Genomic DNA, 21,813 nt, shown 5'->3' on the forward strand with positions numbered 1-21,813 from the left:
GCCGAGCGGATTCAGATTCCGGTGGCTGCGGGGTAGGCGCGCGCGGGCAGGCCCGGACCACCGGGGCGGAAGGCGGCGGGGGAGTGGGTGACCGTGGTCTGGATGTATTCGCGCAGGCCGTCTTCGGCGTATTCGCGACCGTAGCCGCTGCGCTTCATCCCGCCGAACGGGGCGTGCAGGGACATCCCGGTGCGGTTGTGGGTGTTGATGAAGGTGAACCCGGCTTCCAGCTGGGCGGCGAACGCGAAGGCGCGGTCCTCGTCGGCGGACCAGACCGACGCGCCGAGGCCCAGGTCGGAATCGTTGGCGCGGGAGAGGACTTCGGCCTCGTCGCAGTAGGTGAGCAGGGGTACTGCCGGTCCGAACTGCTCGGTGCTGACCAGCGGTGCGTCGTCGGCCAGTCCGCAGGCGAGAATCGGGTCGACGAAATAGCCCTCCCTTTCAGGGCTGTCCGCCAGGGTGATGATCCGCCCGCCGCGGGCGGCGGCATCGGAGATCAACGCGGTGACCCGGTCGGCGGCCGCGCGGCTGACCACCGGTCCCATGGTCACCGCCTCGTCCAAAGGGTCTCCGACCCGCAGAATGCGCTGCGCCGCGGCCAGATACGCGTCGAGGAACTCTTCGCCGCGTCGTCGGGGGACGTAGAGACGTTTGGCCGCCATGCACACCTGCCCGGAGGTGGCGAAGGAGGCCAGTACCAAACGCTCGTAATCGTCGGGGGTGAGCGCGAAGTCGTCGAGGAACACCGCCGGGTCGTTGCCGCCGAGTTCGAGGACCAGCGGTTTGAGCGCCTGTCCGGCGGCCGCGGCGATCGCGCGCCCGGCCGCGTCGCCGCCGGTGAACGCGATCTTGCCGACGCGCGGATCGGCGATCAACGCCTGCACCAGCTCGGGGCCGCCGTGCACGACGGTGCTCTCGGGCAGCAGTTGCGCGACCCGGGTCACCGTGAGCGGGGCGAGCGGAGAGGGCTTGAGCAGCACCGTGTTTCCCGCGGCCAGTGCGGGACCGAGCTTGAGGATCGAGAGAATGATCGGGGCGTTCCAGGGCGTGATGGCCGCGACGACGCCGTACGGGCGCGGTGTCACGGTCAGCCGCCCCAGGCGGTCGTCGATCTCGGTGGGCGCGAACACCGTCTCCGCCCGATCGCAGAGCCAGCGCAGATACACCGCGGCGAACGAGATCTCACCGCGGCAGTCGACGACCGGTTTACCGGTCTCGCGGGCCAGCAGCTCGCCCAGCTCGCCGACGTCGGCGTCCATCCTGTCCGCGGCGGCCCGCAGCGGCTCGAGCCGGGCGGACAGCGGTGCACGCGACCACTCCCGGAAACGTCGATCCGCTTCCCGTGCGATGACTTCCACCGCCTCGGGCGGAGTGATCGGCACCGAGCCGACCAGTTCGCGTGGGCGGGCCGGATTCTCGCGGTGGACTCTCATGCGGTGGCCTCGAGCGAATCCATCAGGCAGGCGCGCCGCAGGTGGGCGCGCGCCGCGACCGGATCGGCCGCCAGCTCCCGCAGCTGCCGCCGGTACTCCGCGTCGTGCCGGTGCAGCCGTGACCAATTGGCGCGGCTGGTGCGCTGCACATGCTCGACCGCGACGGTCCGGCGTTGCCGGGCGGCCCGGTCCAGCACCGTGTCCGGCGCGCCGCCGAGCACGTCGGCCAGCGCGGAGGCCATCCGGACCGCGTCGTGGATGCCGCTGTTCATGCCGAGCCCGCCGAGCGGATTGTTCACGTGCGCGGCATCACCCATGAGCAGCACCCGGCCGACGCGGAACCGGGAGGTCACCCGCTCGTGCACCCGATACAGACTGGCGTGCGCGATGCGCCAGGGGCGGCCCAGATCGGCGACTCCGGTCAAACGGCCGGGCAGCCTGTGCAATTCGTGCGCGTCGGAGGTGCCGTCGGGGGTGGGCAGCAGCACCCGCCAATGGTCGGGGGTGCGCAGCAGCACCAGCCACTCGTGCGGATCGAACACGTAGTTGATGGGCGCGATTCCGGGCAGCGCCGCGGTGAGGTCCTCTTCGACCGAGGCGACCAGGAATCGTTCCGGATAGGTGCTGCCCTCGAAATCCGCCGAGATCCCCTGCCGCACCGCCGAATGCGCGCCATCCGCGCCGAGGAGATAGTCGCAGTCCACCGGCCCGCGCGAGGTGGCGACCCGCACCCCGCGCGCATCGGCCGAAACCCCTTGCACCGCATGCGAGAACCGCACCTGGACCCCGTCGGGCAGCGCGTCCAGCAGAATCGGGGTGAGCTTGCTCTGCTCGCACTGCACCCGGTACGGGAACGCGGTATCCCCGGCCAGGACACCCAGGTCGAGGGTGGCGATGGCGTCGCCGCCGCGTTCTCGATACTGGAAAGTCGAGGCCACCAAGCCTTTTCGCAATAGCGCGTCCGCCACGTCCAGCTCCCGCAGCATATCCAGGGTGGGCGGGTGAAAGGTCGAGGCCCGGGATTCGGCCGCCAGCCCCGGACCCTGCTCCAGGACGGTGACATCGATGCCCCGCCGTGCCAGCATCAGCGCGGCGGTGAGCCCGACCGGTCCCGCGCCCGCGATCGCGACGGTGCTCATGAGGTGTGCAGGGCGAATCGCCCCTCGACGCCGACCACCCGGGCTCCGGTGAAGAACCGCAGCGTCTCGGCGGTGCCCTCCTCGCCGAGCCCGGATACACCCCACGCCGGGCGCGGGGTCATGAGATCGAGGCTCATCACCGATGAACCGTTGACCTTCACCTCGCCCGCGCGAATCCGGCGCGCCACCGCCAGCGCGAACTCGGTATCCGCCCCGCACACATAGGCTTCCAGCCCGTAGGGCCCGGCATTGGCCAGCCGCGCCACATCCTCGACGCTGTCGTAGGTGACGACACCGGCGACCGGACCGAACACTTCCTCGCCGAGATCCTCGGCGAGCAGCGCGGGGGCGAGGTAGTTGCCGCGGTCCGGTGGCGTCCCGTAGGTCCGGTGCGCACGCCCCTCCAGCGCCGCGCGCACCCCGCGAGCGTGCCGGGAGTGCACCAGCGGACCCAGTTCCGTCGCTCGCTCCATGGGCGGGCCCATGCGCAGCGCCTCGAGCCGTTTGCCGATCGCCTCGGTCACTTCGCTCGCGCGCGTGGCGGGCACGATCAACCGCCCCAGCGCCCGGCACCACTGCCCGTTGAGGGTGGTGAGCAGTTCCGCGCCCATCCGCGCCGCGGTGTCGAGATCGGCGTCGGGCAGCACGATCAGCGGGTTGTTCCCGCCCAATTCGAGCTGGCAGGGCCGCAACAGGGGCGCGGACACGGTGGCGATCTCGCGGCCGCCCGGCACGCCGCCGGTGAAGGACACCGCCTTGATACGGGGATCGGCCACCAGCCGCGCCCCGGTGGCGGCGTCGCCGTGCACGAGCTGGAACATGCCCGCCGGAACGTGCTCGGCGATCACCTCGGCCAGAACGACCGCGCTGTAGGGCGTCAGCTCGCTGACCTTGAGGATCACCGGGCAGCCCGCCGCCAGCGCATTGGCCACCTTGTGCGCGGCCATCGGGGCGGGCGCGTTCCATGGCACCAGGCACAGCGCGGGACCCAACGGCAGCCGATGCACCTCGACCGGGCCGCGGTCGGCCCGCAGCGCGCCGCCGCGAATCTGGTCCGCGGCCAACCGAAACGAGCCCGGCACGATCGCGGCGAGCAGTTCGGTCTGACGCAGCGGGACGCCGGTGGCGAACGCGTCGAGTTCGGCGAGGCGATCCAGCCGCGCCTCCAACCCGGCGGCGATGGCGTCGAGGGCGTCGGCGTCGATACGCCCGGAGGCGGCGTCGGCCGCCCCCAGGGCGCGTTCGAGGACCTCGGGCGCGGACGCCCGGGCCCGGCCGATCTCCTCGCCAGTGGCCGGATCCTCCAGTGCCAGAACGAGATCCACGGCGGGTGCGCCCCATTCGCCGTCGACCAGATCGCGAATCTCCGGCAGCCCGATACTCATCGCGCGGCCTCCGCCGGCGCGGTGGCGAACAGGTCGTTGGCCCGCGCCTCGGTGACGATGCGCGCCACCTCCAGCATGCCGCGCTCGGCCGGGAAGGTCATGACCAGGCCCATGGCCAGATCGCGCAGCGCCCGCCCGGTGACCCCGTGCATGGACGCCGCAGAGGTGCCGCCCGCCTTGAGCGCGCCGAGCGCCACCTGGAAGCACGCCTCGGTGACCGCGCCCTTGCCCAACCGCCACTGCGCGAACACCTCCTGCTTGGATTTGACCGGCACCTCGGCGGTTTCGATCGCCAGCTGGTATCGCAGCCACAGATAGGCGGTGTGCAGGCTGCGCGTCATCTCTCCGAACAGCAGCTGATGCACCGGCGACGATGCGATCGGTTCTCCGGTGTCGGCGAAGCGTTTCGTCGTGGTGGCGGTGAGGATCTCGTCGTAGACCCGCTGGGCGCATCCGGTGTAGACCGCGGCGATGGCGAGCTGGTTGCCGACGAAGCTGCCCCGGCTCATGGTCAGCATCTTGGTGAAGGCGCCCGGCACGCCGAGGGCTTCGTCGTCGGGAACGAACACGTCCGCGAGCCGGATGCCGTTGTTGGCGGTGGCCCGCATGCCCAGGCCGTCCCAGGGGGCCCGGGTGCTCACCCCCGCGGCGTCGCGCGGGACGAAGAAGGTGGCCAGCCCCTCGGCGGTCTCGTGACCCTCGAGCCTGGCGGAGGTCAGATAGTAGTCGGCGACGCCGGTCGCGCAGCCGAAAGACTTCTCGCCGTTGAGAATCCACCCGCCGTCGACCTTGCGCGCGGTGGTGGCGATGGTGATATTGGCTCCGGAGGTCTTCACCGATTCCGAGGCGAAGTTGGCCAGCCACACCCCCTCGCCCATGCGCGTGAGCACCTTCTCGGCGAAGGCCCGCACCACCGGAATCTCGGCGTCGTCGAACAATCCGGCGTCGATGGCCTCGAGCGGCAGCAGTCCGCGTGAGGCGCTGGTGTTGTGGAAGAAATAGGCCAGCGCGGTGGACGGGCAGGCGGTGCCCATGGCATAGGTGGCGGCGGCCAGATCGCGCAGCGTGCCGCCCAGGCCGCCGAACTTCTCCGGCACCACCAGGCCCAGCAGCCCGGCGTCACGCAGCAGCGCGACATGCGCGGCGGGGAAAGTGGCGGTGACGTCGGCCTGCTCGGCGGCGGCGCGCAGGGCTGGCAGCACAGAGTCGACGCGTTCGGCGCGTTCGAGTTCCGCCGGTGTCATGTCTTCGACGAGTCGTTGTCCGATCATCGGGCGATCCCCTCGTGATAGGTGCGGTCGTGATAGATGAGCGGGGCGGCCGGGCGCGGCATGGCGGCGTCGCGGACCAGCCCCAGCACGATGGTGTGATCCCCGGCCGGATAGCACGCGGCCACAACGCAATCCAGCCAGGCGACGGCGTCGGCGAGCACCGCGGCGCCGGTGCTCGCGGTGGCCCAGTCGCCCAGCGCGAAGCGGTCGCCGAGGGCGGGTCCGGCGAAGCGGCGGCCCACCTCCCGATGGTCGCTGCCGAGCATGTTGACCGCGAAAACCCCACTGTGCCGGATCATCCGGCAGGTCGCTCCGCTGGATGTCACGCACACCGAGACGAGCGGGGGATCCAGCGCCACACTGGTGAACGAGCTGGCGGTCATGCCGTGGCGGCCGCCGTCCGCGGTGCGCGTGGTGACCACGACGACCCCGGTCGCCCACTGCGCCATCACCGTCCGGAGATCCTGCGATTCCATCTCTACTCCGTTTCGGTAGTGGAAACGCTGTTACGCACAAGGTAACGCTAGGCGGTCGGTGGCGCAACCGACGCCCGGGCGATCGTGTTTCCCATGGGGAAATCGCACCTCTACACTGGCCGCGTGCCCGATACCGAAACCGACAGCCAGAGCCGGTCCATCGCCGCGGTCGAACGCGCCATGGACGTCCTGCTGCTCTTCGGCCGCAGCGGCCGGCCCGATCTCGGCGTCACCGAGATCGCCAATGAGCTCGGCATCACCAAAGCCGCTGTGCACCGCATACTTACGGCGTTGCGCAGCCGCGATCTCATCACCCTGGAACCGACCACGCGTCGCTACGCGCTCGGGCACGCGGCCATGGCACTGGGCCGCGCGTATCTGGCGCGCACCGATCTGCGGGTGATGGCGGGCCCGGAACTGCGCCGGCTGGCCAGCCTCACCGGGGAAACCGCGACCCTGTCCATTCGGCGCGGCGACACGCGCATGTACGTGGACCAGGTGGTGCCGGATCAGGAGCTGCGCATGGAAGTGGCGCTCGGGCAGCCCTATCCGCTGCACGCCGGCAGCTCCTCCAAGGCGATCCTGGCCTACCTGCGCAAGGAGGAGATCGACGAATACCTGCGGCGGCACGAGCTGACCGCGTTCACCGACGCTACCGTCACCTCGCAGCGCAAGCTGCGGACGGAGCTGAATGCGATTCGCGCCCGCGGTTATGCGGTGTCGCTGGGGGAGCGTCAGGTAGGGGCCGCCTCGATCGCCGCGCCCGTGCTCGACCACGACGGTGGCGTGGTGGCGGCGATCAGCGTGTGCGGGCCGCTGTCGCGGTTCGAACCGCACATCGACGATTACGTGCCGATGCTGCTCAAGGCCTCCGGTGCGCTCTCGACCCAACTCGGTTACGCCGGTCAGTGACTCGACGGCCGGGCCGGTGCCGCGCGTGCCTCACAGGTGCGCGCCCGGTTTGAACACCCCCAGCGCCGCGGCGGCGAGCACGCTGCCCCAGATGACCCACACGTAGGGCAGGCAGCCGTTCACGCTGCGGCGCAGTATGGTCTCGGCGTCGGTGCCCGAGCCTCCGGCCAGCATGCGACCGAAGGCGGGGCCGAAGGGGCGCAAGGTGATTCGAATGCCGAGACCGGCTGCGATGGCGGCGCAGTACAGCAGGATCTTGCCCCCGAGCCAGCGCGGATCGGTGGTGACACCGAACGGTTCGCGCGCGCACAGCGTGTAGACGCCCGCGGCGGTCATGCCCGCGATCACCGCCGCGCGCAGCGCCAGATCGGCCCGATGGACGGCGGCGATGCGCCCGTGGGTGCGGTGCGTGATCACTGTGAGCGTCAGCCACACCGCCGCGAGCGCCCACACCAGCGCGATCGACCACCAGGGAAACAGATCGATGCCCAGAAGGCGTGCGCCGTGCGGGGACTCGGCCATGAGCGTCACGCCGCTGGGCAGGAACAGTACCAGGCAGACCTTCGGCCCGAGGTCGAGGCCGCTCATGATGGCCAGCGCGGTCGCGCGCGCGGGCGGGGTGAGTGTCGGGTCGATGACGAAGCGGCTGGAGTAGAACACCCCGAGATCGCCGCCCAGCCAGCACACGAACAGGACCAGGTGCAGCAGGATCCACCAACCGTAGTGATGCGCGCCCATAGATTTCCTCACGAAGGTCTTGTGGCTCGGCGGAGCGCCGCGAGGGCGGCGTCCAGATCGATGACGTCGGCGTACTTGGCGTCGAGGTCCAGCAGATTCGCCTCGTGCAGGCGCGGATCGCGGTCGCCGCAGGCATCGGCGACCACGAGCGGCCGAAAGCCGTGCTGCAGTGCGTCGGTGGCGGAGGCGCGCACGCAGCCGCTGGTGGTGAGACCGGTGACCAGCACGGTGTCCACGCCGAGAACGGTGAGCGTCGCGGCGAGCGAGGTGCCGTGGAAGGCGCTGGCGTACTGCTTGACGACCACCACCTCGCCGGGTGCGGGGGCGGGCTCGGCGAGGAAATCGCCGAGCGGGTTCCCTTCCTCGAACACGCTGAGGGCGGGGACCTTCCGGCGGAACAGCCCACCCTCGGCGCTGCCGGGCCGATAGCCGACCCGGGTGAAGACGACCGGGCTGCCGGCCGTCCGGGCCCGTGCGACGAGGGTCGCCGTCGCACGGACCGCGGCCTCGACGGGGGCGCGCAGCGGGGAGCCGTCGGTGAGATAGGCCGCGCACACGTCGATCACCAGGACGGCGGGCCGCTCGCCCATACCCAGGCGTCCCGAAAACCCGTGGCGGCGATAGTCATCGGCCAGATCGGACATGGCGGACTCCTCAGACGATGCCGTCGGCCGCGAGTGCGGTCAGCCGGTCCGGGCCCACCCCGAGCAGCCGCCCGTAGACCTCGGCATTGTGCTCACCCAGTTCGGGGCCGAGATGCCGGACGCTGCCCGGTGTTTCGCTGAGCTTGGGGAAGACGTTCTGCATCGGGACCTCACCGAGCTCGGGATGGGCCAGCCGCACGATGGCCGCGCGGGCGGCGAAGTGCGGATCGGCGAACATGTCGCGGGCGGTGTAGATGCGGCCCGCGGGCACGCCTTCGGCGTGCAGCAGTTCGAGCAGTTCGGCGGCGGGCCGGGCGGCGGTCCAGGCGGTGACGATGGCGTCGAGTTCGGCCATGTGCTCGCCGCGGGCGGAATGGGTCGCGAAATGCTCGGCGCTCATCAGTTGGGGCTGTCCCATGGCCTTGGCCAGCCGGGCGAAGACGGTGTCCTGGTTGGCGGCGATGAGGATCAGCTCGCCGCCCGCGGTCGGGTAGACATTGCTGGGGGAGACGTTGGGCAGCACCGGGCCGGTGCGTTCGCGCTGGTAGCCGGTGACACCCCATTCGGGCAGCAGCGATTCCATCATGGCCAGCACCGCCTCGTAGATGGCCGAGTCCACGATCTGGCCGCGGCCCGTGCGCCCGCGATGATGCACGGCGGCGAGGGTGCCGATGGTGGCGAACACCGCGGCCAGCGAATCACCCAGGGAGATACCGGTTCTGGCGGGCGGGTGGTCGGGATCGCCGGTGGTGTAGCGAATTCCGCCCATGGCCTCACCGATGGAACCGAACCCCGCGCGCGGGGCGTAGGGGCCGTACTGGCCGTAGCCGGTGACGCGGGTCAGGATCAGGCCCGGATTGAGTGCGCGCAGGGTCTCGTAGTCCAGGCCCCAGCGTTCCAGGGTGCCGGGGCGGAAGTTCTCCACCACGATGTCGGCGCGGGCGATGAGATCGCGTGCGAGGGCCTGCCCCTCGGCGGTGCGCAGGTTGCAGGTGACCGATTTCTTGTTGCGCGCCACCACCGGCCACCACAGCGACTTGCCGTACGGCTTCTCGCGGCCCCACTCGCGCATGGGATCGCCCTGCCCCGGTGACTCGAGTTTGATCACCTCGGCGCCGAAGTCGCCGAGCAGCTGCCCGCAGAACGGGCCCGCCAGCAGCTGCCCCATCTCGATCACCCGCAGATCGGCCAGCGGGCCCGGCGCGGGGGTGGTGTTCTCGGACATTCGGCGACTCCGTCCTGTCACGGCCGCGGACGCCGGACTCGTTCCCGGGCTCCGCAAGAATGGATACAATGTATCCCGTAGCGAAACGGCTAGCAAGATCGTGATCGATCCGGTCGCGGGCTCGCCGAACGCGTTGGCACTACGGAGGATTCGTGGACATCACCCTGGTCGAAGTCGCGCCCCGCGACGGGCTGCAGAACGAGAAGCGGGCCATCGCGACCGCCGACAAGATCGAGCTCATCCATCGCGCGGCGGCCGCGGGAGCGCGCCGCATCGAAGCGGTCAGCTTCGTGCACCCCGATCTGGTGCCGCAGCTGGCCGACGCCGAAGCCGTACTGGCCGGAGTGCGCGGGAGTGATGAGATCTCCTATGCCGGACTGGTTTTCAACGATCGCGGCCTGGACCGGGCGGTGGCCGCGGGCGTGCACGAGATCAATGTGGTGGTCGTGGCCACCGACACCTTCAGCCGGCGCAACCAGGGCTGCGATATCGAGGAGGCCGTCGCGCGCTGGGAACGGCTCGCCGAGCGCGCACAACAAGCCGGGCTGTGGCGCACCGTCACCCTCGCCGCCGCCTTCGGCTGCCCGTTCGAAGGCGAGGTGCCCGAAGCCCGGGTGCGCGAGCTCATCGCGCGGGTCGCCGAGGCCGGGCCGCAGGAGATCGCGCTGGCCGATACCATCGGTGCCGGGACCCCCGACCGGGTGCGCCGCCTGGTGACCGCGCTGACCGAACTGGCCCCGGAGGCGTTGCCGCGCTGCCACTTCCACAACACCCGCAATACCGGCTACGCCAATGCGGTCGCCGCGCTCGAGGCGGGCGTCCGCGTCCTGGACACCAGCATCGGCGGCATCGGCGGTTGCCCGTTCGCCCCGGCCGCGACCGGCAATATCGCCACCGAGGACCTGCTCTACACCCTCGACCGCATGGGGATCACAACCGGCGTGGACATCGCGTCGACGATCGACACGGCGCGATGGCTGGGCGAGGTGCTGGGCGCACCCGTGCCCGCCCTGCTCGGGCGCGCGGGAGTCTTCCCGGATATCGCAGTGGCGCAAGCACATCGGTGATGATCGCGCCTGCGTGGCGCTCGTCGATACGCCGCTCGTCGGCGGGCGTGACATGGCGGCTCCCGACTCGCCTTCTCGGAAGCCGCCACGGCGATTCGCGAATCCGGTGCCGGGTGGGCTGGGCTACGTCCTGACCATCGCTGCCGCCCACGGGAACGCGAGCCTGGCCCCATGCCGACTGCGGCGGAACTCTCGGCGTCAGTCCGAGCTGTCGGAGCCTGCCAGGGGGTCGGGACGGCGTGCCCGCAGCGTCCGGAGGGGGTGGAGCAGTTGCTCGAGATCCGGGGCGGTGGCCAGGTCGTAGGTGATGGCGCTGAGGGTGTTCGCCGTCGCGGTGGTCAGGATCCCGGCGGTGTTGAGACGGAACTTGAGTGCGAGTTCGTCTGCGGACAAGGGGTTTCCGGGGCCACCGCGGTTTGCCTCGACCCGCTCGGTCAGGGTGCGGCCGTCGTGCAGGTGGGCGGTGAGGACGGCGGGGAACTGGCGGGGAAAGATCTCGTCGCTGCGTGGATCGGGGGCGCACCGGACGCGGGCGGCCAGGGCCAGGCGGCGTGGGTCGCGGGCGGCGGCATCGGTGAAATCCTCGTGGAAGACGCCCAGACCGCCGCCGCCGATCAAGGCGGCGGCCACCGTGTACGGGCCGGAGAACACGGCGTGATATCCGGATTCGGGGCGCGCCTTCAGCTCGGGCGGGAAGCCGATGGTGCGCAGGGCCGCGGCGGGTGCGCCCAGCTCGAGCGACTCGATGTCGTCGGGGCGCACGCCCCGGGCGCGCAGGCGCAGGGCCGCGTCGATGCCCGCGTGGGTGAAATGGTTGCAGGGGTAGGGCTTGAAGCAGACCTCGCGCACCTCCCAGTGTTCGCCGAGACCGGTCACGAGGGCGGCGAGATCGGCCTCCTCGCCGCAGAAGGCGCGCAGCAGTCCGAACCGTCCCTCGAAAACCGTCGGCGGACCGGTGAGCCCGGCGCGAGCGAGCCCGGCCGCGACCACGGCGGCGTGGGCGGCCCAGCCGCAATGGACGCGCTTGACGGTGCCGCCGGTCCGATTGGCTTCCAGCAGGCCCGAACCCATGCTGGCGGCGATGCCCATGGCGTGCGCGATGCCGGTGGCGTCCAGGCCGGACAACATGGCCGTCGCGGCGGCCCCGCCGACCGCGCCGCAGATGGCGGTGGCGTGCAGTCCCCGTTCGAAGAAGATCGAATTCCCGAGGGCGGCATCGTATCCGGCGAGTCCGGCGCGCACGGTGATCTCCACCCCGACCGCTATCGCGTCCAGCAGCGCCGCGCCGCTCGCGCCGCGCTGTTCGGCGACCGCGAGTGCGGCGGGCACCACGGCCGCCGACGGGTGCAGCACCGACAACAGGTGGGTGTCGTCGAAATCCAAGGCGTGCGCGAGGGTGCCGCCGAGCAATGCGGCGCTCGGCGCGGGCAGCCCGCCCGCCAGGCCGAGGGCGGTGGCATCGTCGCGGCCGCCCCATTCGGCGATCACGGTGCGCACGGCCGTGGCGGGCGGGGAATCCAAGGCGGCCAGGCTGTTTCCGAGCACGTCGAGCACCCGGCGGGCGGCATCGAGGCGCAGCGTGGAACCCACGCCGTCGCTCCGGGCGTCCGCGGCGAATTCGGCCAGTCGCGTGACTATGGTCTGCTCGCTCATCGGCTCACCGCCGCGAGCGGGCGCACCGGGGAGCCGGTGCCGCCGACGATGCGTAACGGCGCGAGCAGGAAAGCGAATTCGACCAGTCCGCTGTCGGCGAGCGCCTCGAGCGCGAGGTGCTCGAGGATGTAGATGCCGGACTCGACGAGCAGCACCCGATGCACCGGTAGTACCGCGTGCCCGGCTCTCGGCGGGATGCACTCGTAGGCGGTGGTGTCCGACCCGGTGGCGACGATGCCGCGGGCCGCCAGCCAGCGGGCGGCCTCGAGACCCACCCCCGGCACGCCGGACGCAACGCCCAGGTAGGCGTCGCGATCCCCGAACAGCCGCGACCATCCGGTGCGCACGAGCGCCACATCGCCCGAACCGGGTTGCGTCCCGGCGTGTTTCACGGCGGCTCGCAGATCCTCGACGGTGATCTCGTAGCCGCCGGGCAGCGTGTCGACCCCGTGCACGCGGGCCACATCCAGCAGCACCCCGCGGCGCAGCAGGCCCGGCAGGTGTTCGGCGCCGTGCTCATGGAACACCCCGCCGCGCTGCGCGCGATCGGCCGCGACGCCGCCGTGCAGGAGGCCCTCGTGACTGACATGGCTGAGCGCGTCGATATGAGTGCCGACATGCCCGCCGGTCACGATGAGCTCGTTGGCGGCCGAACCGCCGTCGGAGCGCACCATGTCGCCGTGGCGGCGGATCAAGGTCATCCGGAAGCCGGGATGGTTGGGCGAGCAGGGCATGCCGGTGAAGAACGGCTGGCCCAGCTCGATCAACTCGACTCCGCCGGAGATGGCTTCCAGCAGTGGATTTCGCGCGGTCATCGGACCACTCCCGTCGCGCGCAGCCGCGTCAGTTCCGGATCGTCGACGCCGTAGGCGGCCAGCACCTCGGCGGTGTGCGCGCCCAGCGGGGGCCCGCTCCAGCGGATGCCGCCGGGTGTGTCCGAGAGCCGGAACAGGATGTTCTGCATACGGATCGGGCCCAGTTCGTCGTCGGGCACGGTGACGATCGATTCGAGTGCGCGGAACTGCGGATCGTCCACGATGTCGGCGGCGGTGTAGACCGGTGCGATCGCGGCCTCGGCCTGCTCGAAGGCGCGCACCACCTCGGCGGTGGGCCGTCGCGCGATCCAGGAGCCGACCGCGGCGTCGAGCTCGTCGGCGTGCGCGGCGCGGCCGGCCCCGGTGGCGAACCAGGGCGCGCCGAGGAATTCGGGCCGCCCCACCAGCCGCAGCACGCGTTCGGCGATGGATTGCGCGCTGGTGGAGACCGCGACCCAACCGTCGTCGGCGGTGCGATAGATATTGCGCGGGGCGTTGTTGCCGGAACGATTGCCGGTGCGGCGCGGCACCTCGCCGAGCTGGTCGTAGGCGAGGATGTGGGGCCCCAGCAGCGTCAACAGGGGCTCGACGATGGCCAGATCGATCTGCTGTCCGTGGCCGTCGCGGTCGCGGGCGCGCAGCGCGGTCAGGACCGCGAAAGCGGTGGTGAGCGCGGCGATTCCGTCGGCCAGGCCGAACGGCGGCAGCGTGGGCGGGCCGTCGGGTTCGCCGGTCATGGCCGCGAAACCGCTCATGGCCTCGGCCAGCGTGCCGAACCCGGGCCGGTGCGCATAGGGACCGAATTGCCCGAAACCGGTCACCCGGGCCAGCACCAGGCGCGGATTGTGCTGCCGCAGTGTGGAATATCCGAGCCCCCACCGTTCCAGGGTGCCCGGCCGGAAGTTCTCGATCACCACATCGGCGTCGGCGGCCATGCGGCGGAACAACTCCTGGCCGTCCGGGGTGCCCAGGTGCAGGGTGACCGACTTCTTGCCGCGCCCCAGCATCTTCCACCACAGGCCCACCCCGTCGCGGGCCGCTCCGTGGCCGCGCACCGGATCCCCGCTCGGATGCTCGATCTTGATCACCTCCGCGCCGAAGTCGGCCAGCATGGTGGCGGCCAGTGGGCCCGCGAACAGTGTCGCCGCGTCGATGACCCGGATTCCCGAGAGTGGACCGGCCATTTCTGAACTCCTAACCTCGCCAGTGTGTTTCGTAGTGCGAAACATCGACGATGGTGCAGACGTTGACTACCTGGGAATCCTACTGCCATGATCGGCATACCGGTAAAGATGTTTCGCACAAGGAAACTGGAGTCAGTCGTGGCGGAGATCGATCTGCTGATCCGGAACGCTCGTGTCGTCCGCCCGGGGGCGCCGGACGCCGTCGAGCCGGACCACCTCGACATCGCGATCACCGGGGGCGTGATCAGTGCTGTCGCACCGGGGATTTCGGCGGCCTCGGCGAGCGAGGTGGTCGACGCGCAGGGGCGGCTGGCCTTCCCGGGCGTGGTCGACGCACATCAGCACTGGGGGATCTACTCGGAGCTGTCCGACGACACCGTCACCGAGAGCCGCGCGTGTGCGCAAGGGGGTGTCACCACCTCGGTGAGCTATCTGCGCACCGGCCGTTACTATCTCAACCGTGGCGGCTCCTACCGGGACTTCGTGCCCGAAGTGCTGAGCCGCATGGCCGGGCGCTCCTACGTCGACCACGCCATCCACCTCGCGCCCATGACACGCGAGCACATCGACGAAATCCCGTACCTGATCGAGGAATTCGGCATCACCTCGTTCAAGATCTTCATGTTCTACGGTGGTCACGGACTGCACGGCCGCGCGGGCGATCAGGCGGAGTTCTTGATGATCCCGCCGGAGGAACGCTACGACCTGGCGCATTTCGAATTCGTCATGCGCGGACTGCGGCGGGCGCGCGAGCGCTTCGGGGACGCCATCACGCTGTCGCTGCACTGCGAGACCGCCGAGATCATGGCCGCGTACACCGAACTCGTGGAACGCGAAGGCACACTCACCGGACTGCGCGCCTACAGCGCCTCGCGTCCACCGCATTCGGAAGGACTGGCGGTCACGACCGCCTCGTATCTGGCGCACGAAACCGGCTTCCCCGCCATCAACCTGCTGCACCTGTCCTCGGCCAAGGCCGTGGACGCGGCGCTGCGCATGGCAAAAGCGTTCCCGCATATCGATTTCCGGCGTGAGGTCACGATCGGGCACCTGCTCGCCGACGTCGATTCCGCACCCGGCATCGGCGGCAAGGTGAATCCGCCGTTGCGGGAGCGCGCCGACGTCGAAGCCCTGTGGCGGCATGTGCTGGCCGGTGAGATCGACTGGGTGGTCAGCGATCACGCCTGCTGCCGCGACGAGCAGAAGTTCGGCACCGACCGCGAGGACGTCTTCCTCGCCAAGTCCGGGTTCGGGGGCGCCGAATACGTGCTGCCGGGCCTGGTCGGCGAGGGTGTGAAACGCGGGCTCAGCCCGCAGCGCATCGCCCGGCTGACATCCTGGAATCCGGCCCGTCGCTACGGTCTCACCGGCAAGGGCGACATCGCGGTCGGCTTCGACGCCGATATCGCCCTGGTCGACACCGGGGCGAGCTGGACCGTGCGGGCCGCCGATTCCGAATCCGCCCAAGAGTACACGCCCTTCGAGGGCTTCGAGATGACGGCGCGGGTCGACACCGTCTTCCTGCGCGGCCACCGCATCCTCGCCCACGGCCGCGTCCAGGGTGAACCACGCGGGCGCTACCTGCGCCGAGGCTGAGGGTGCGGCCCGGCCACCCGTGCGCCGATCCTGAGCTCAGATCGGGATGCCCAGGGCGGAGGCGAGGGTCTGGCCGATGGCGTTGGCGAAGAATTGGATCGAGCCCGGGTCGAGTAGGCCGGTGTAGACGTCGCGGTTGTGGCAGCCGGCGGGGGCTTCGACGCCGTTGAGGCGGTCGTTGAGCCACATTGCGGCGGTGCCGGTGGTGGAGATGTCGGCGACGACGTGTTCGCTGAAGATGTCGCGGGTGTAGTAGACGCGGGCGTTCTCGTCGCGGCAGTAGGTGTCGTAGAGGTTGTTCACGGAATTGGTGGGCATGGCCTCGTCGAAGGGGGATTCGAAAAGGAAGACAGGCGATTTCGGGGTGCCGCGGTGGCCGAGGGTCAGTTGGTCGAGCACGCCTTGCATGTCGGGTGCTTGCATGGGGTCGCCGGGATAGTCGAACAGGCCCTTGAGGTTGAGGAACGGGAAAGCCGCGCCTTGTAGTGCGACGCACTGGTTTTCGTGCACCAGGCGGATGGCCTTGCCGCGGGGCGTCAGGTGCTGGTCCAGGAACCGGTCGACCTCGGGGTATTCGCGTGCCACGCCCAGCAGGCCGCCGTAGACCAAGCCATCGACGAGGGAAGTGCCGTTGTCGTAGTCGATCGCCGCGCGGACATCGGTCATGAGCCCGCCCGCGGCCGTGCCGACCAGGTTGACCTCCGGCGCGTATTCCGGTTGCAGTTCCGCGGCGTGGGCGGTGGGGATCGCGCCGCCCGAATAACCCCACATGGTCACGCGGGTGTCGGTGCCGGGCAAGCCCGCCGGTTCGAAGCGTTCCGCGGCGCGGATGCCGTCGAGGGTGATCCGGCCGCCGAGCGGGCCGACCGCGTAGGACGCGTTGGGGCCCTGGTGATCGGGCATGACGACCGCGTGGCCCAGTTGCAGCATGGCCTGCACCTGCACGAATTCCGCGGAGATGACCGGATTCATCGGATTCGGCAGCGAGCCCATCTGCAGTGTGTACGACGGCGCGCAGTTGATCGACAGGGAGTCCTCGGCGAATTGGAACGACAACAGCCCGCGCTGCCCGCTCGGGGGTTGGCGATGCGGCACGACCACGGTCGCCACTGCGGCGATCGGCTCACCACGGGTATTGGTGCTGCGGTACGACAGCTGCCATGCGTTGACGTTCAACGGAATCAGCCAGAAGTTGGCGAGGTTCACCTGCCGCGCCGCCAGGATCTCCCCGGGTTCGGCCGCCGCGACCCGCGTCGAATCAGGTTGGTAGAACGCCGGATCCAGATACGGCGGCGCGGGCGGTATCGGAAAGGGGAGTGCCGGGGCAACGGGAACCGGATCGGCGCCCGCGGCGGGGCAGACGGCGAGGGCCAGTGTCGCGGCGGTAAGGGCAAGGGACATGCGGAAACTACTGGCGGCCATGGGAACTCCTCATCGAATCCTGAGCGCGCAGAGCACATTTCATATCTGGAGAGCGAGTGCTCTCTATCTATGGACTCTAGGCTCGGAGTCGAAGGTGTGTCAACGGTCACGTCTGAAGTGTCACAGACAGTCGTCGTCGACCCTGATTCGTGACGATGGGCGCAGGGGATCGGGGGGATGCTCGGGTCAGCGGGCTCGCAACGTGGCCGCGTAGCTGAGGAGCATGTCGAGGGTGATCTCGAGCATGCGGTCCTGGATGTCGGTTCGCGGATAGGCGACGCGGGTCAGGGCTTCGCCGGAGAACTGGTGCAGCACAATGAAAGTCAGCGGTTCCCGGACGTGCTCCGGGAACTGGTTCAGTGCGCCGGTCTGCTCGACGTGCTCGGTCAGGGCGCTGTAGTAGCGGCTCACCGCGGGTTCGATCCGGGTGCGCAGGTCGGCGTCGTGCAGCGTCGCCATATAGATCTGGCGCAGCGCGTGGGTCAGCGGCGTGCTCATCGCCACGCGCAGGAACCTCAACGACGCCTCCAGTGAGTTCTCGTCGTCGGCGAGATGGTCGATGACCTGATGGAATTGCGCGAGCAGCCGCGTCAAGATCTCCTCGGAGGCCGCCGCGATCAGCTCCGAGCGGCTTCCGAACTGTTTGAACAATGCCCCGTTGGAAAGCTCTGCCCGCGTGCAGATCTCGCGGAGTGAGGTGCGGTCGACCCCGACCGCGCAGATCGACTCGATCGTCGCGTCGACCAAACGGGCCACGGTCGCCTCGCGCCGCTGCTGCATGGTCCGGCGTGGAACGGTCCGTTCGGTCGCGTCACCCATGTGACCATCGTGCCGGGAACCCGCGCGGAAGAATCATCGAGGGGTGACCGCCCGGGTTCTACGTGCTCGTTGGTCGGCGGTTGGGGATCGCCGCGGCGGTGCGCAGGCGGGTGAACTCGGCGGCGAGTTGGGTTGGCGGGTAGTGGGCGTTGAGGCCGCTCGGGTTGGGGAGGACCCAGAGGCGGGTCGCGCCGATCCGGAGTTGCTGTGGTCCGATGGTGGCGTCCGGCTGTTGATAGCCGATGCGGAATGGCGACCATGGCGGTCTACCGGTATGTCTCCGATCGGCCGACCGGTGGTGCCCCGGCCATCCCGGGAACGAAGGTCAGGGCTGGCTGAGCCGGATCCTCGGACGATAGGAAAACCTTTGCCGCACATGAACATCGACAAAGCCGTCCTGGTCCTCGCCGGAACCCTGAGCCTGCTCAGTATCCTGCTCGCGGTGACGATCTCGCCCTGGTTCCTACTGCTCACGGCCTTCGTCGGCGCCAACCAACTCCAGGCCGCCGTCACCGGATTCTGCCCCGCCGCCGCGATTCTGCGCAGACTCCACGTACCCGCGGGCCCGGCATTCGAGTAGCCCGGCACGCCGCTCGACGGGTTGTCCGGCGGTGATCGCTTTGGTCCCCGCGTCTCGGGTCCTCGGGCTCTGGGCCGTGGTGCGCTCTTGGCGCAGGCTGAACCCCACGGTTCGGTGAACGAGGGAGCTGCCATGGCGATGCCCGCGTCTGTTCCGGTGTCCGGGGTCACGCGGCCCGCTGCGGCACCGGTGGTCGAGGTGGAGAACCTGGCCAAACGGTTCGGCGAAGTGGACGCGGTTCGAGGGATCAGCTTTTCGGTCCGCCCGGGGGAGACCTTCGGGTTCCTCGGCCCCAATGGCGCGGGCAAGTCGACCACCATCAATATGCTGTGCACGCTGGCCCGGCCGAGTTCGGGACGGGCTCGGGTCGCCGGATACGACACCGTGACGCAGGCCGCGTTGGTGCGCAAGCGCATCGGGCTGGTGTTCCAGGATTCGACGCTCGACACCTATCTGACCGCGAGCGAGAATCTGCGCTTCCACGCCGAGCTGTACGGCCTGGATCGACGCGAATACCGCGGGCGGGTGCGGCAATTGCTCGAGATGGTTGAGCTGTGGGATCGGCGGGACGATCTGGTGCGCACCTTCTCCGGCGGCATGCGCAGGCGATTGGAGATCGCGCGGGGACTGCTGCACTCGCCGAAAGTGCTGTTCCTCGACGAGCCGACCATCGGCTTGGATCCGCAGACCCGCCTGCACATCTGGTCCTATATCGAGCAGCTGCGGGTGGCCGAGGGCATCACGATCTTCCTGACCACCCACCATCTCGACGAGGCCGAGAACTGCGACCGCATCGCGATCATCGACCACGGGGAACTGATCGTCGACGACACGCCGCAGGTGCTCAAGGGGCGCATCGGCAAGGACCGCGTCTCACTGCACACCGTCGACGACACGGCGGCCGCTGCCGCGCTGAACGAGCGATTCGGCCTGGCGGCCACCAGGATCCCGGAGGGGTTGACCGTGCAGGTGGCCGACGGCGAGGAATTCGTCCCGGCTCTGGTCACCGACCTGGGCGTCCGGGTGCTCATGGTGCGGGTCGAGCGGCCCAGCCTCGACGACGTGTTCCTGGCGTACACCGGTCGCACCATCCGCGACAGCGACGCGCACGTGACCAGCGATATGGGACGGATGTGGCGGCGATGACGACCACCGGCATCTCGACGGGCACCGTGACCACGGGCTGGCCCCTGGAGCTGCGCGGGATCCGGGTGGTGTGGGAGCGTGAGCTGATCCGGTTCGCGCGCAACCGGTTACGCATCCTCACCTCGCTGGCCCAGCCGGTGCTGTTCCTGTTCGTCCTGGGCACCGGATTGACCCGGCTCACCACGGCCACACCGGGTTTCGACTTCCGGACCTTCATGTTCCCCGGCATCGTCGCCATGACGGTGATGTTCACCTCGATCTTCTCGGCCATGTCGATCGTGTGGGATCGCGAGTTCGGTTTCCTGCGCGAAATGCTGGTCGCACCGTGCAGCCGGGCCTCGCTGCTGATCGGAAAGGTGCTGGGCGGCACCACCGTCGCGACCGTTCAGGGCCTGCTGATGCTCGCCTTCGCCGGTGCGGTGCGGGTGCCGTATTCGCCGCGCCTGCTGCTGGGCCTGGTCGGCATCATGGTGCTGACCGCGATCATGATCACCTCCATCGGCGTCCTGCTGGCCAGCGCCATCACACAGATGGAGGCGTTCCAGGCTGTGCTGCAGTTCGTGGCGATGCCGATGTTCTTCCTGTCGGGCGCGATGTTCCCGTCCTCGGGGCTGCCCACCTGGCTGGCGGTACTCACGAAGATCGATCCGCTCACCTACGCCGTCGATCCCATGCGCCGCATGGTCTTCCATCACGTCACCGTCCCCGCCGAGGTGGCGGGCCGACTCACTCCGGGCATCAGCTGGGGCTCGGTGGCTCTCGGCACCGGGACCGAGTTGCTGATCATCGCCGTGGTGGCGGCCGCGGCTCTGGCCGGGGCCATCGCCCGGTTCTCCCGCACCGAATGAGGCCGCGGCTCGGGCGGGCTCGGTCAGCGATGGGAGGAGGTCAGCGTCCAATGGAGGGGTGTCGATCGGACCTCGGTGATGGTTTGGCCGCGGCGGCGGCGGAACAAGGTGCGCAGGGTGCCCGCATTCTGGTAGCCCACCCGTCCGGCGACCGCCTCGACGGTGAGGTCCGTCGTCTGTAGCAGTGTGGTGGCGCGCTGGAGGCGGATCTCGTTGACGAAATCGCCCGGCGACATACCCAGTTCGGCCTGGGCCGCGCGTTGCAGGCTGCGGGCCGTCACCCCGAGGGCGCGGGCGGCGTCGACGATCTGGAACGGTTCGGCGAGGTGGTCTCGCACCCAGCATTCGAAGTTCGCGATGAGCGAATCGCCCCGGGCGATCACGCCGGGAATCGCCGCGGCGCGTTGATTGCGCCGATCGCCGGCGAGCAGATAGCGGGACGCCTCGAAGGCCAGTTCCGGAGTGCGTCTCGCGACGAGTGACAGCGCCAGGTCCAGATGCGCCAGCACCGCGCCTGCGGTGGTGACCTGTGTTCCGGCGCAGAGTGTTTCGGCGTCGTGGAGATCGACTCTGGGGTAGCGGCGGCGGAACGCGGGGGCCAGCCACCAGCTGGTCGTGGCGACCGTGCCGTCGAGCGCACCGGCCTCGGCGAGATAGAAGGTTCCGGTGCACGCGGCCGCCAGATGGACGCCCGCCGCGTGGGTCGCCGAAATGTAGTGCAGCAGTGGCGTTGTGGCGGGATCGTCGAGGCTGCGGACGAGCGTGTCCGCATCGAGGGCCGAATTCGCGGGAACGATCAACAGTTCCGTGTCGACCTCGGCCTCGGCGAGGGGGCTGGTCGCGATCTCGTAGCCGTTGCCCGATCGGACACTGACCTGCGCGGAGATCAGATGGACGTGCCACGGCTCGATGACCGAATCGGCGTCGCGGAGGAGGCTGTTGCAGACCTTGAACACTTCCAGCACCGAGGCGAGCCCGAGATCTCCGACACCATCGGCGAGTAGAACCGCAACATCCATGTCGCAAACGGTACTAGATATGTCGTTTCAGACACTCCTCTGCGGCGAGGGGGCGAAATAGGCTGCGTTTCACGGTGGTCGGGGTCTTGCCGCTAGGAGGAGAAGTGATGCTCGATGCGTACGGCGACCCGCTCATCAACCGCGTGGTGTGGCTGCTGCACGAGGACCCCGCGCGCGCCTGGACCGTGAAGTCCCTGGCGGCCGAGGTCCACATCTCCCGGGCGGCGTTCGCCCGCCGATTCACCGCCCTGACCGGTCGGCCGCCGATGGCCTTCCTCGCCGCCGTACGCCTCGCGCGCGCCGCCGACTTGCTGCACGATCCGGACCGGATCACCCTGGAGCGCATCGCCGATCGGGTCGGCTACGCCAGCGCCTTCACCCTCAGCGTGGCCTTCAAACGCCGCTACGGTGTTTCACCCCGCGATTTCCGAGCGGCGCGCG

20 protein-coding genes and 1 pseudogene are annotated in these 21,813 nt (G+C 69.7%); 7 read left to right on the forward strand and 14 right to left on the reverse strand.

The window, feature by feature from the left end:
* Positions 1-11: 11 nt before the first annotated feature.
* The 5 genes from GPX89_RS12810 to GPX89_RS12830 are packed head-to-tail and all read right to left on the reverse strand — an operon-like array spanning position 12 to position 5,704.
* A complete protein-coding gene (locus GPX89_RS12810) occupies positions 12-1,433 on the reverse strand; it encodes an aldehyde dehydrogenase family protein (protein WP_157387675.1) in 1,422 nt (473 codons plus the stop codon).
* A complete protein-coding gene (locus GPX89_RS12815; RefSeq protein WP_157387676.1) occupies positions 1,430-2,572 on the reverse strand; it encodes an FAD-dependent oxidoreductase in 1,143 nt (380 codons plus the stop codon). Before GPX89_RS12815 ends, GPX89_RS12810 begins: the two co-directional genes overlap by 4 nt.
* Complete coding sequence (locus GPX89_RS12820; protein ID WP_157387677.1) at positions 2,569-3,957, reverse strand: aldehyde dehydrogenase family protein; 1,389 nt, start codon at positions 3,955-3,957, stop codon at positions 2,569-2,571. The genes GPX89_RS12815 and GPX89_RS12820 overlap by 4 nt, the downstream gene beginning before the upstream one ends.
* Entirely contained in the window at positions 3,954-5,228 is a 1,275-nt protein-coding gene (locus GPX89_RS12825) for an acyl-CoA dehydrogenase family protein (protein WP_235947097.1), read from the reverse strand. The genes GPX89_RS12820 and GPX89_RS12825 overlap by 4 nt, the downstream gene beginning before the upstream one ends.
* Positions 5,225-5,704 (reverse strand): flavin reductase family protein, encoded by a 480-nt coding sequence (locus GPX89_RS12830; protein WP_157387678.1) that lies wholly within the window; start codon positions 5,702-5,704, stop codon positions 5,225-5,227. The genes GPX89_RS12825 and GPX89_RS12830 overlap by 4 nt, the downstream gene beginning before the upstream one ends.
* A gap of 123 nt (positions 5,705-5,827) precedes the next feature.
* Here GPX89_RS12830 and GPX89_RS12835 point away from each other — a divergent pair, with 123 nt between their 5' ends.
* Positions 5,828-6,616 (forward strand): IclR family transcriptional regulator, encoded by a 789-nt coding sequence (locus GPX89_RS12835; protein WP_328601773.1) that lies wholly within the window; start codon positions 5,828-5,830, stop codon positions 6,614-6,616.
* A gap of 30 nt (positions 6,617-6,646) precedes the next feature.
* Here GPX89_RS12835 and GPX89_RS12840 read toward each other — a convergent pair whose 3' ends face one another.
* Genes GPX89_RS12840 through GPX89_RS12850 form a run of 3 tightly spaced genes read right to left on the reverse strand, consistent with a single transcriptional unit; the run spans position 6,647 to position 9,223 of the window.
* On the reverse strand, positions 6,647-7,354 hold the full coding sequence (locus GPX89_RS12840; RefSeq protein WP_157387680.1) for a hypothetical protein: 708 nt from the start codon (positions 7,352-7,354) through the stop codon (positions 6,647-6,649).
* Positions 7,355-7,362: 8 nt separating this feature from the next.
* Positions 7,363-7,998, reverse strand: coding sequence for an isochorismatase family protein (locus GPX89_RS12845; RefSeq protein ID WP_157387681.1), 636 nt, complete (start codon positions 7,996-7,998; stop codon positions 7,363-7,365).
* A 10-nt stretch (positions 7,999-8,008) separates the two neighbouring features.
* Positions 8,009-9,223 carry a CaiB/BaiF CoA transferase family protein gene (locus GPX89_RS12850; protein ID WP_157387682.1) on the reverse strand — a complete coding sequence of 405 codons (1,215 nt, stop codon included), beginning with the start codon at positions 9,221-9,223 and terminating at the stop codon, positions 8,009-8,011.
* A gap of 152 nt (positions 9,224-9,375) precedes the next feature.
* On the opposite strand from GPX89_RS12850, the gene GPX89_RS12855 reads away from it, so the two are divergent.
* On the forward strand, positions 9,376-10,290 hold the full coding sequence (locus GPX89_RS12855; protein ID WP_328601774.1) for a hydroxymethylglutaryl-CoA lyase: 915 nt from the start codon (positions 9,376-9,378) through the stop codon (positions 10,288-10,290).
* 198 nt (positions 10,291-10,488) lie between these two features.
* Here GPX89_RS12855 and GPX89_RS12860 read toward each other — a convergent pair whose 3' ends face one another.
* From GPX89_RS12860 to GPX89_RS12870, 3 genes are read right to left on the reverse strand one after another with little or no spacing between them, the layout of a single operon-like run.
* The gene (locus tag GPX89_RS12860; protein ID WP_157387683.1) at positions 10,489-11,943 is read right to left on the reverse strand and encodes an MmgE/PrpD family protein; all 1,455 of its coding nucleotides are present in this window, start codon (positions 11,941-11,943) and stop codon (positions 10,489-10,491) included.
* A complete protein-coding gene (locus tag GPX89_RS12865) occupies positions 11,940-12,758 on the reverse strand; it encodes a cyclase family protein (RefSeq protein WP_157387684.1) in 819 nt (272 codons plus the stop codon). The genes GPX89_RS12860 and GPX89_RS12865 overlap by 4 nt, the downstream gene beginning before the upstream one ends.
* On the reverse strand, positions 12,755-13,942 hold the full coding sequence (locus tag GPX89_RS12870) for a CaiB/BaiF CoA transferase family protein (protein WP_157387685.1): 1,188 nt from the start codon (positions 13,940-13,942) through the stop codon (positions 12,755-12,757). Before GPX89_RS12870 ends, GPX89_RS12865 begins: the two co-directional genes overlap by 4 nt.
* A gap of 138 nt (positions 13,943-14,080) precedes the next feature.
* On the opposite strand from GPX89_RS12870, the gene GPX89_RS12875 reads away from it, so the two are divergent.
* Positions 14,081-15,538 carry a dihydroorotase gene (locus GPX89_RS12875; protein ID WP_328601775.1) on the forward strand — a complete coding sequence of 486 codons (1,458 nt, stop codon included), beginning with the start codon at positions 14,081-14,083 and terminating at the stop codon, positions 15,536-15,538.
* A gap of 36 nt (positions 15,539-15,574) precedes the next feature.
* Here the strand turns inward: GPX89_RS12875 and GPX89_RS12880 are convergent, their stop codons facing one another.
* A complete protein-coding gene (locus GPX89_RS12880) occupies positions 15,575-16,960 on the reverse strand; it encodes a lipase family protein (protein WP_157387687.1) in 1,386 nt (461 codons plus the stop codon).
* 186 nt (positions 16,961-17,146) lie between these two features.
* Entirely contained in the window at positions 17,147-17,779 is a 633-nt protein-coding gene (locus GPX89_RS12885; protein WP_157387688.1) for a TetR/AcrR family transcriptional regulator, read from the reverse strand.
* Between the two features lie 376 nt (positions 17,780-18,155).
* Between GPX89_RS12885 and GPX89_RS12890 the strand changes: the two genes are divergently transcribed.
* From GPX89_RS12890 to GPX89_RS12900, 3 genes are all read left to right on the forward strand, one after another.
* Positions 18,156-18,359 carry a YgaP family membrane protein gene (locus tag GPX89_RS12890; RefSeq protein ID WP_157387689.1) on the forward strand — a complete coding sequence of 68 codons (204 nt, stop codon included), beginning with the start codon at positions 18,156-18,158 and terminating at the stop codon, positions 18,357-18,359.
* A gap of 132 nt (positions 18,360-18,491) precedes the next feature.
* Entirely contained in the window at positions 18,492-19,505 is a 1,014-nt protein-coding gene (locus tag GPX89_RS12895; protein WP_198347390.1) for an ATP-binding cassette domain-containing protein, read from the forward strand.
* Complete coding sequence (locus GPX89_RS12900; protein WP_157387690.1) at positions 19,502-20,353, forward strand: ABC transporter permease; 852 nt, start codon at positions 19,502-19,504, stop codon at positions 20,351-20,353. Before GPX89_RS12895 ends, GPX89_RS12900 begins: the two co-directional genes overlap by 4 nt.
* Before the next feature lie 23 nt (positions 20,354-20,376).
* Here the strand turns inward: GPX89_RS12900 and GPX89_RS12905 are convergent, their stop codons facing one another.
* Positions 20,377-21,372, reverse strand: a complete 996-nt coding sequence (locus GPX89_RS12905; RefSeq protein WP_157387691.1) for a GlxA family transcriptional regulator — start codon at positions 21,370-21,372, stop codon at positions 20,377-20,379.
* A gap of 107 nt (positions 21,373-21,479) precedes the next feature.
* Between GPX89_RS12905 and GPX89_RS12910 the strand changes: the two are divergent.
* Positions 21,480-21,794, forward strand: a pseudogene (locus GPX89_RS12910) (helix-turn-helix transcriptional regulator); the annotation flags it as partial.
* Between the last annotated feature and the right edge of the window lie 19 nt (positions 21,795-21,813).

The organism is Nocardia terrae, assembly GCF_009760405.1.
GTDB classification, from domain to species: domain Bacteria; phylum Actinomycetota; class Actinomycetes; order Mycobacteriales; family Mycobacteriaceae; genus Nocardia; species Nocardia terrae.

Coding starts and splice junctions, on each gene's coding strand:
- GPX89_RS12905 (WP_157387691.1), bottom strand. CDS start 21,372: ATGGATGTTGCGGTTCTACTCGCCGATGGTGTCGGAGATCTCGGGCTC.
- GPX89_RS12880 (WP_157387687.1), bottom strand. CDS start 16,960: ATGGCCGCCAGTAGTTTCCGCATGTCCCTTGCCCTTACCGCCGCGACA.
- GPX89_RS12815 (WP_157387676.1), bottom strand. CDS start 2,572: ATGAGCACCGTCGCGATCGCGGGCGCGGGACCGGTCGGGCTCACCGCC.
- GPX89_RS12830 (WP_157387678.1), bottom strand. CDS start 5,704: ATGGAATCGCAGGATCTCCGGACGGTGATGGCGCAGTGGGCGACCGGG.
- GPX89_RS12890 (WP_157387689.1), top strand. CDS start 18,156: ATGAACATCGACAAAGCCGTCCTGGTCCTCGCCGGAACCCTGAGCCTG.
- GPX89_RS12900 (WP_157387690.1), top strand. CDS start 19,502: ATGACGACCACCGGCATCTCGACGGGCACCGTGACCACGGGCTGGCCC.
- GPX89_RS12885 (WP_157387688.1), bottom strand. CDS start 17,779: ATGGGTGACGCGACCGAACGGACCGTTCCACGCCGGACCATGCAGCAG.
- GPX89_RS12865 (WP_157387684.1), bottom strand. CDS start 12,758: ATGACCGCGCGAAATCCACTGCTGGAAGCCATCTCCGGCGGAGTCGAG.
- GPX89_RS12820 (WP_157387677.1), bottom strand. CDS start 3,957: ATGAGTATCGGGCTGCCGGAGATTCGCGATCTGGTCGACGGCGAATGG.
- GPX89_RS12895 (WP_198347390.1), top strand. CDS start 18,492: ATGGCGATGCCCGCGTCTGTTCCGGTGTCCGGGGTCACGCGGCCCGCT.
- GPX89_RS12840 (WP_157387680.1), bottom strand. CDS start 7,354: ATGGGCGCGCATCACTACGGTTGGTGGATCCTGCTGCACCTGGTCCTG.
- GPX89_RS12845 (WP_157387681.1), bottom strand. CDS start 7,998: ATGTCCGATCTGGCCGATGACTATCGCCGCCACGGGTTTTCGGGACGC.
- GPX89_RS12860 (WP_157387683.1), bottom strand. CDS start 11,943: ATGAGCGAGCAGACCATAGTCACGCGACTGGCCGAATTCGCCGCGGAC.
- GPX89_RS12870 (WP_157387685.1), bottom strand. CDS start 13,942: ATGGCCGGTCCACTCTCGGGAATCCGGGTCATCGACGCGGCGACACTG.
- GPX89_RS12810 (WP_157387675.1), bottom strand. CDS start 1,433: ATGAGAGTCCACCGCGAGAATCCGGCCCGCCCACGCGAACTGGTCGGC.
- GPX89_RS12825 (WP_235947097.1), bottom strand. CDS start 5,228: ATGATCGGACAACGACTCGTCGAAGACATGACACCGGCGGAACTCGAA.
- GPX89_RS12850 (WP_157387682.1), bottom strand. CDS start 9,223: ATGTCCGAGAACACCACCCCCGCGCCGGGCCCGCTGGCCGATCTGCGG.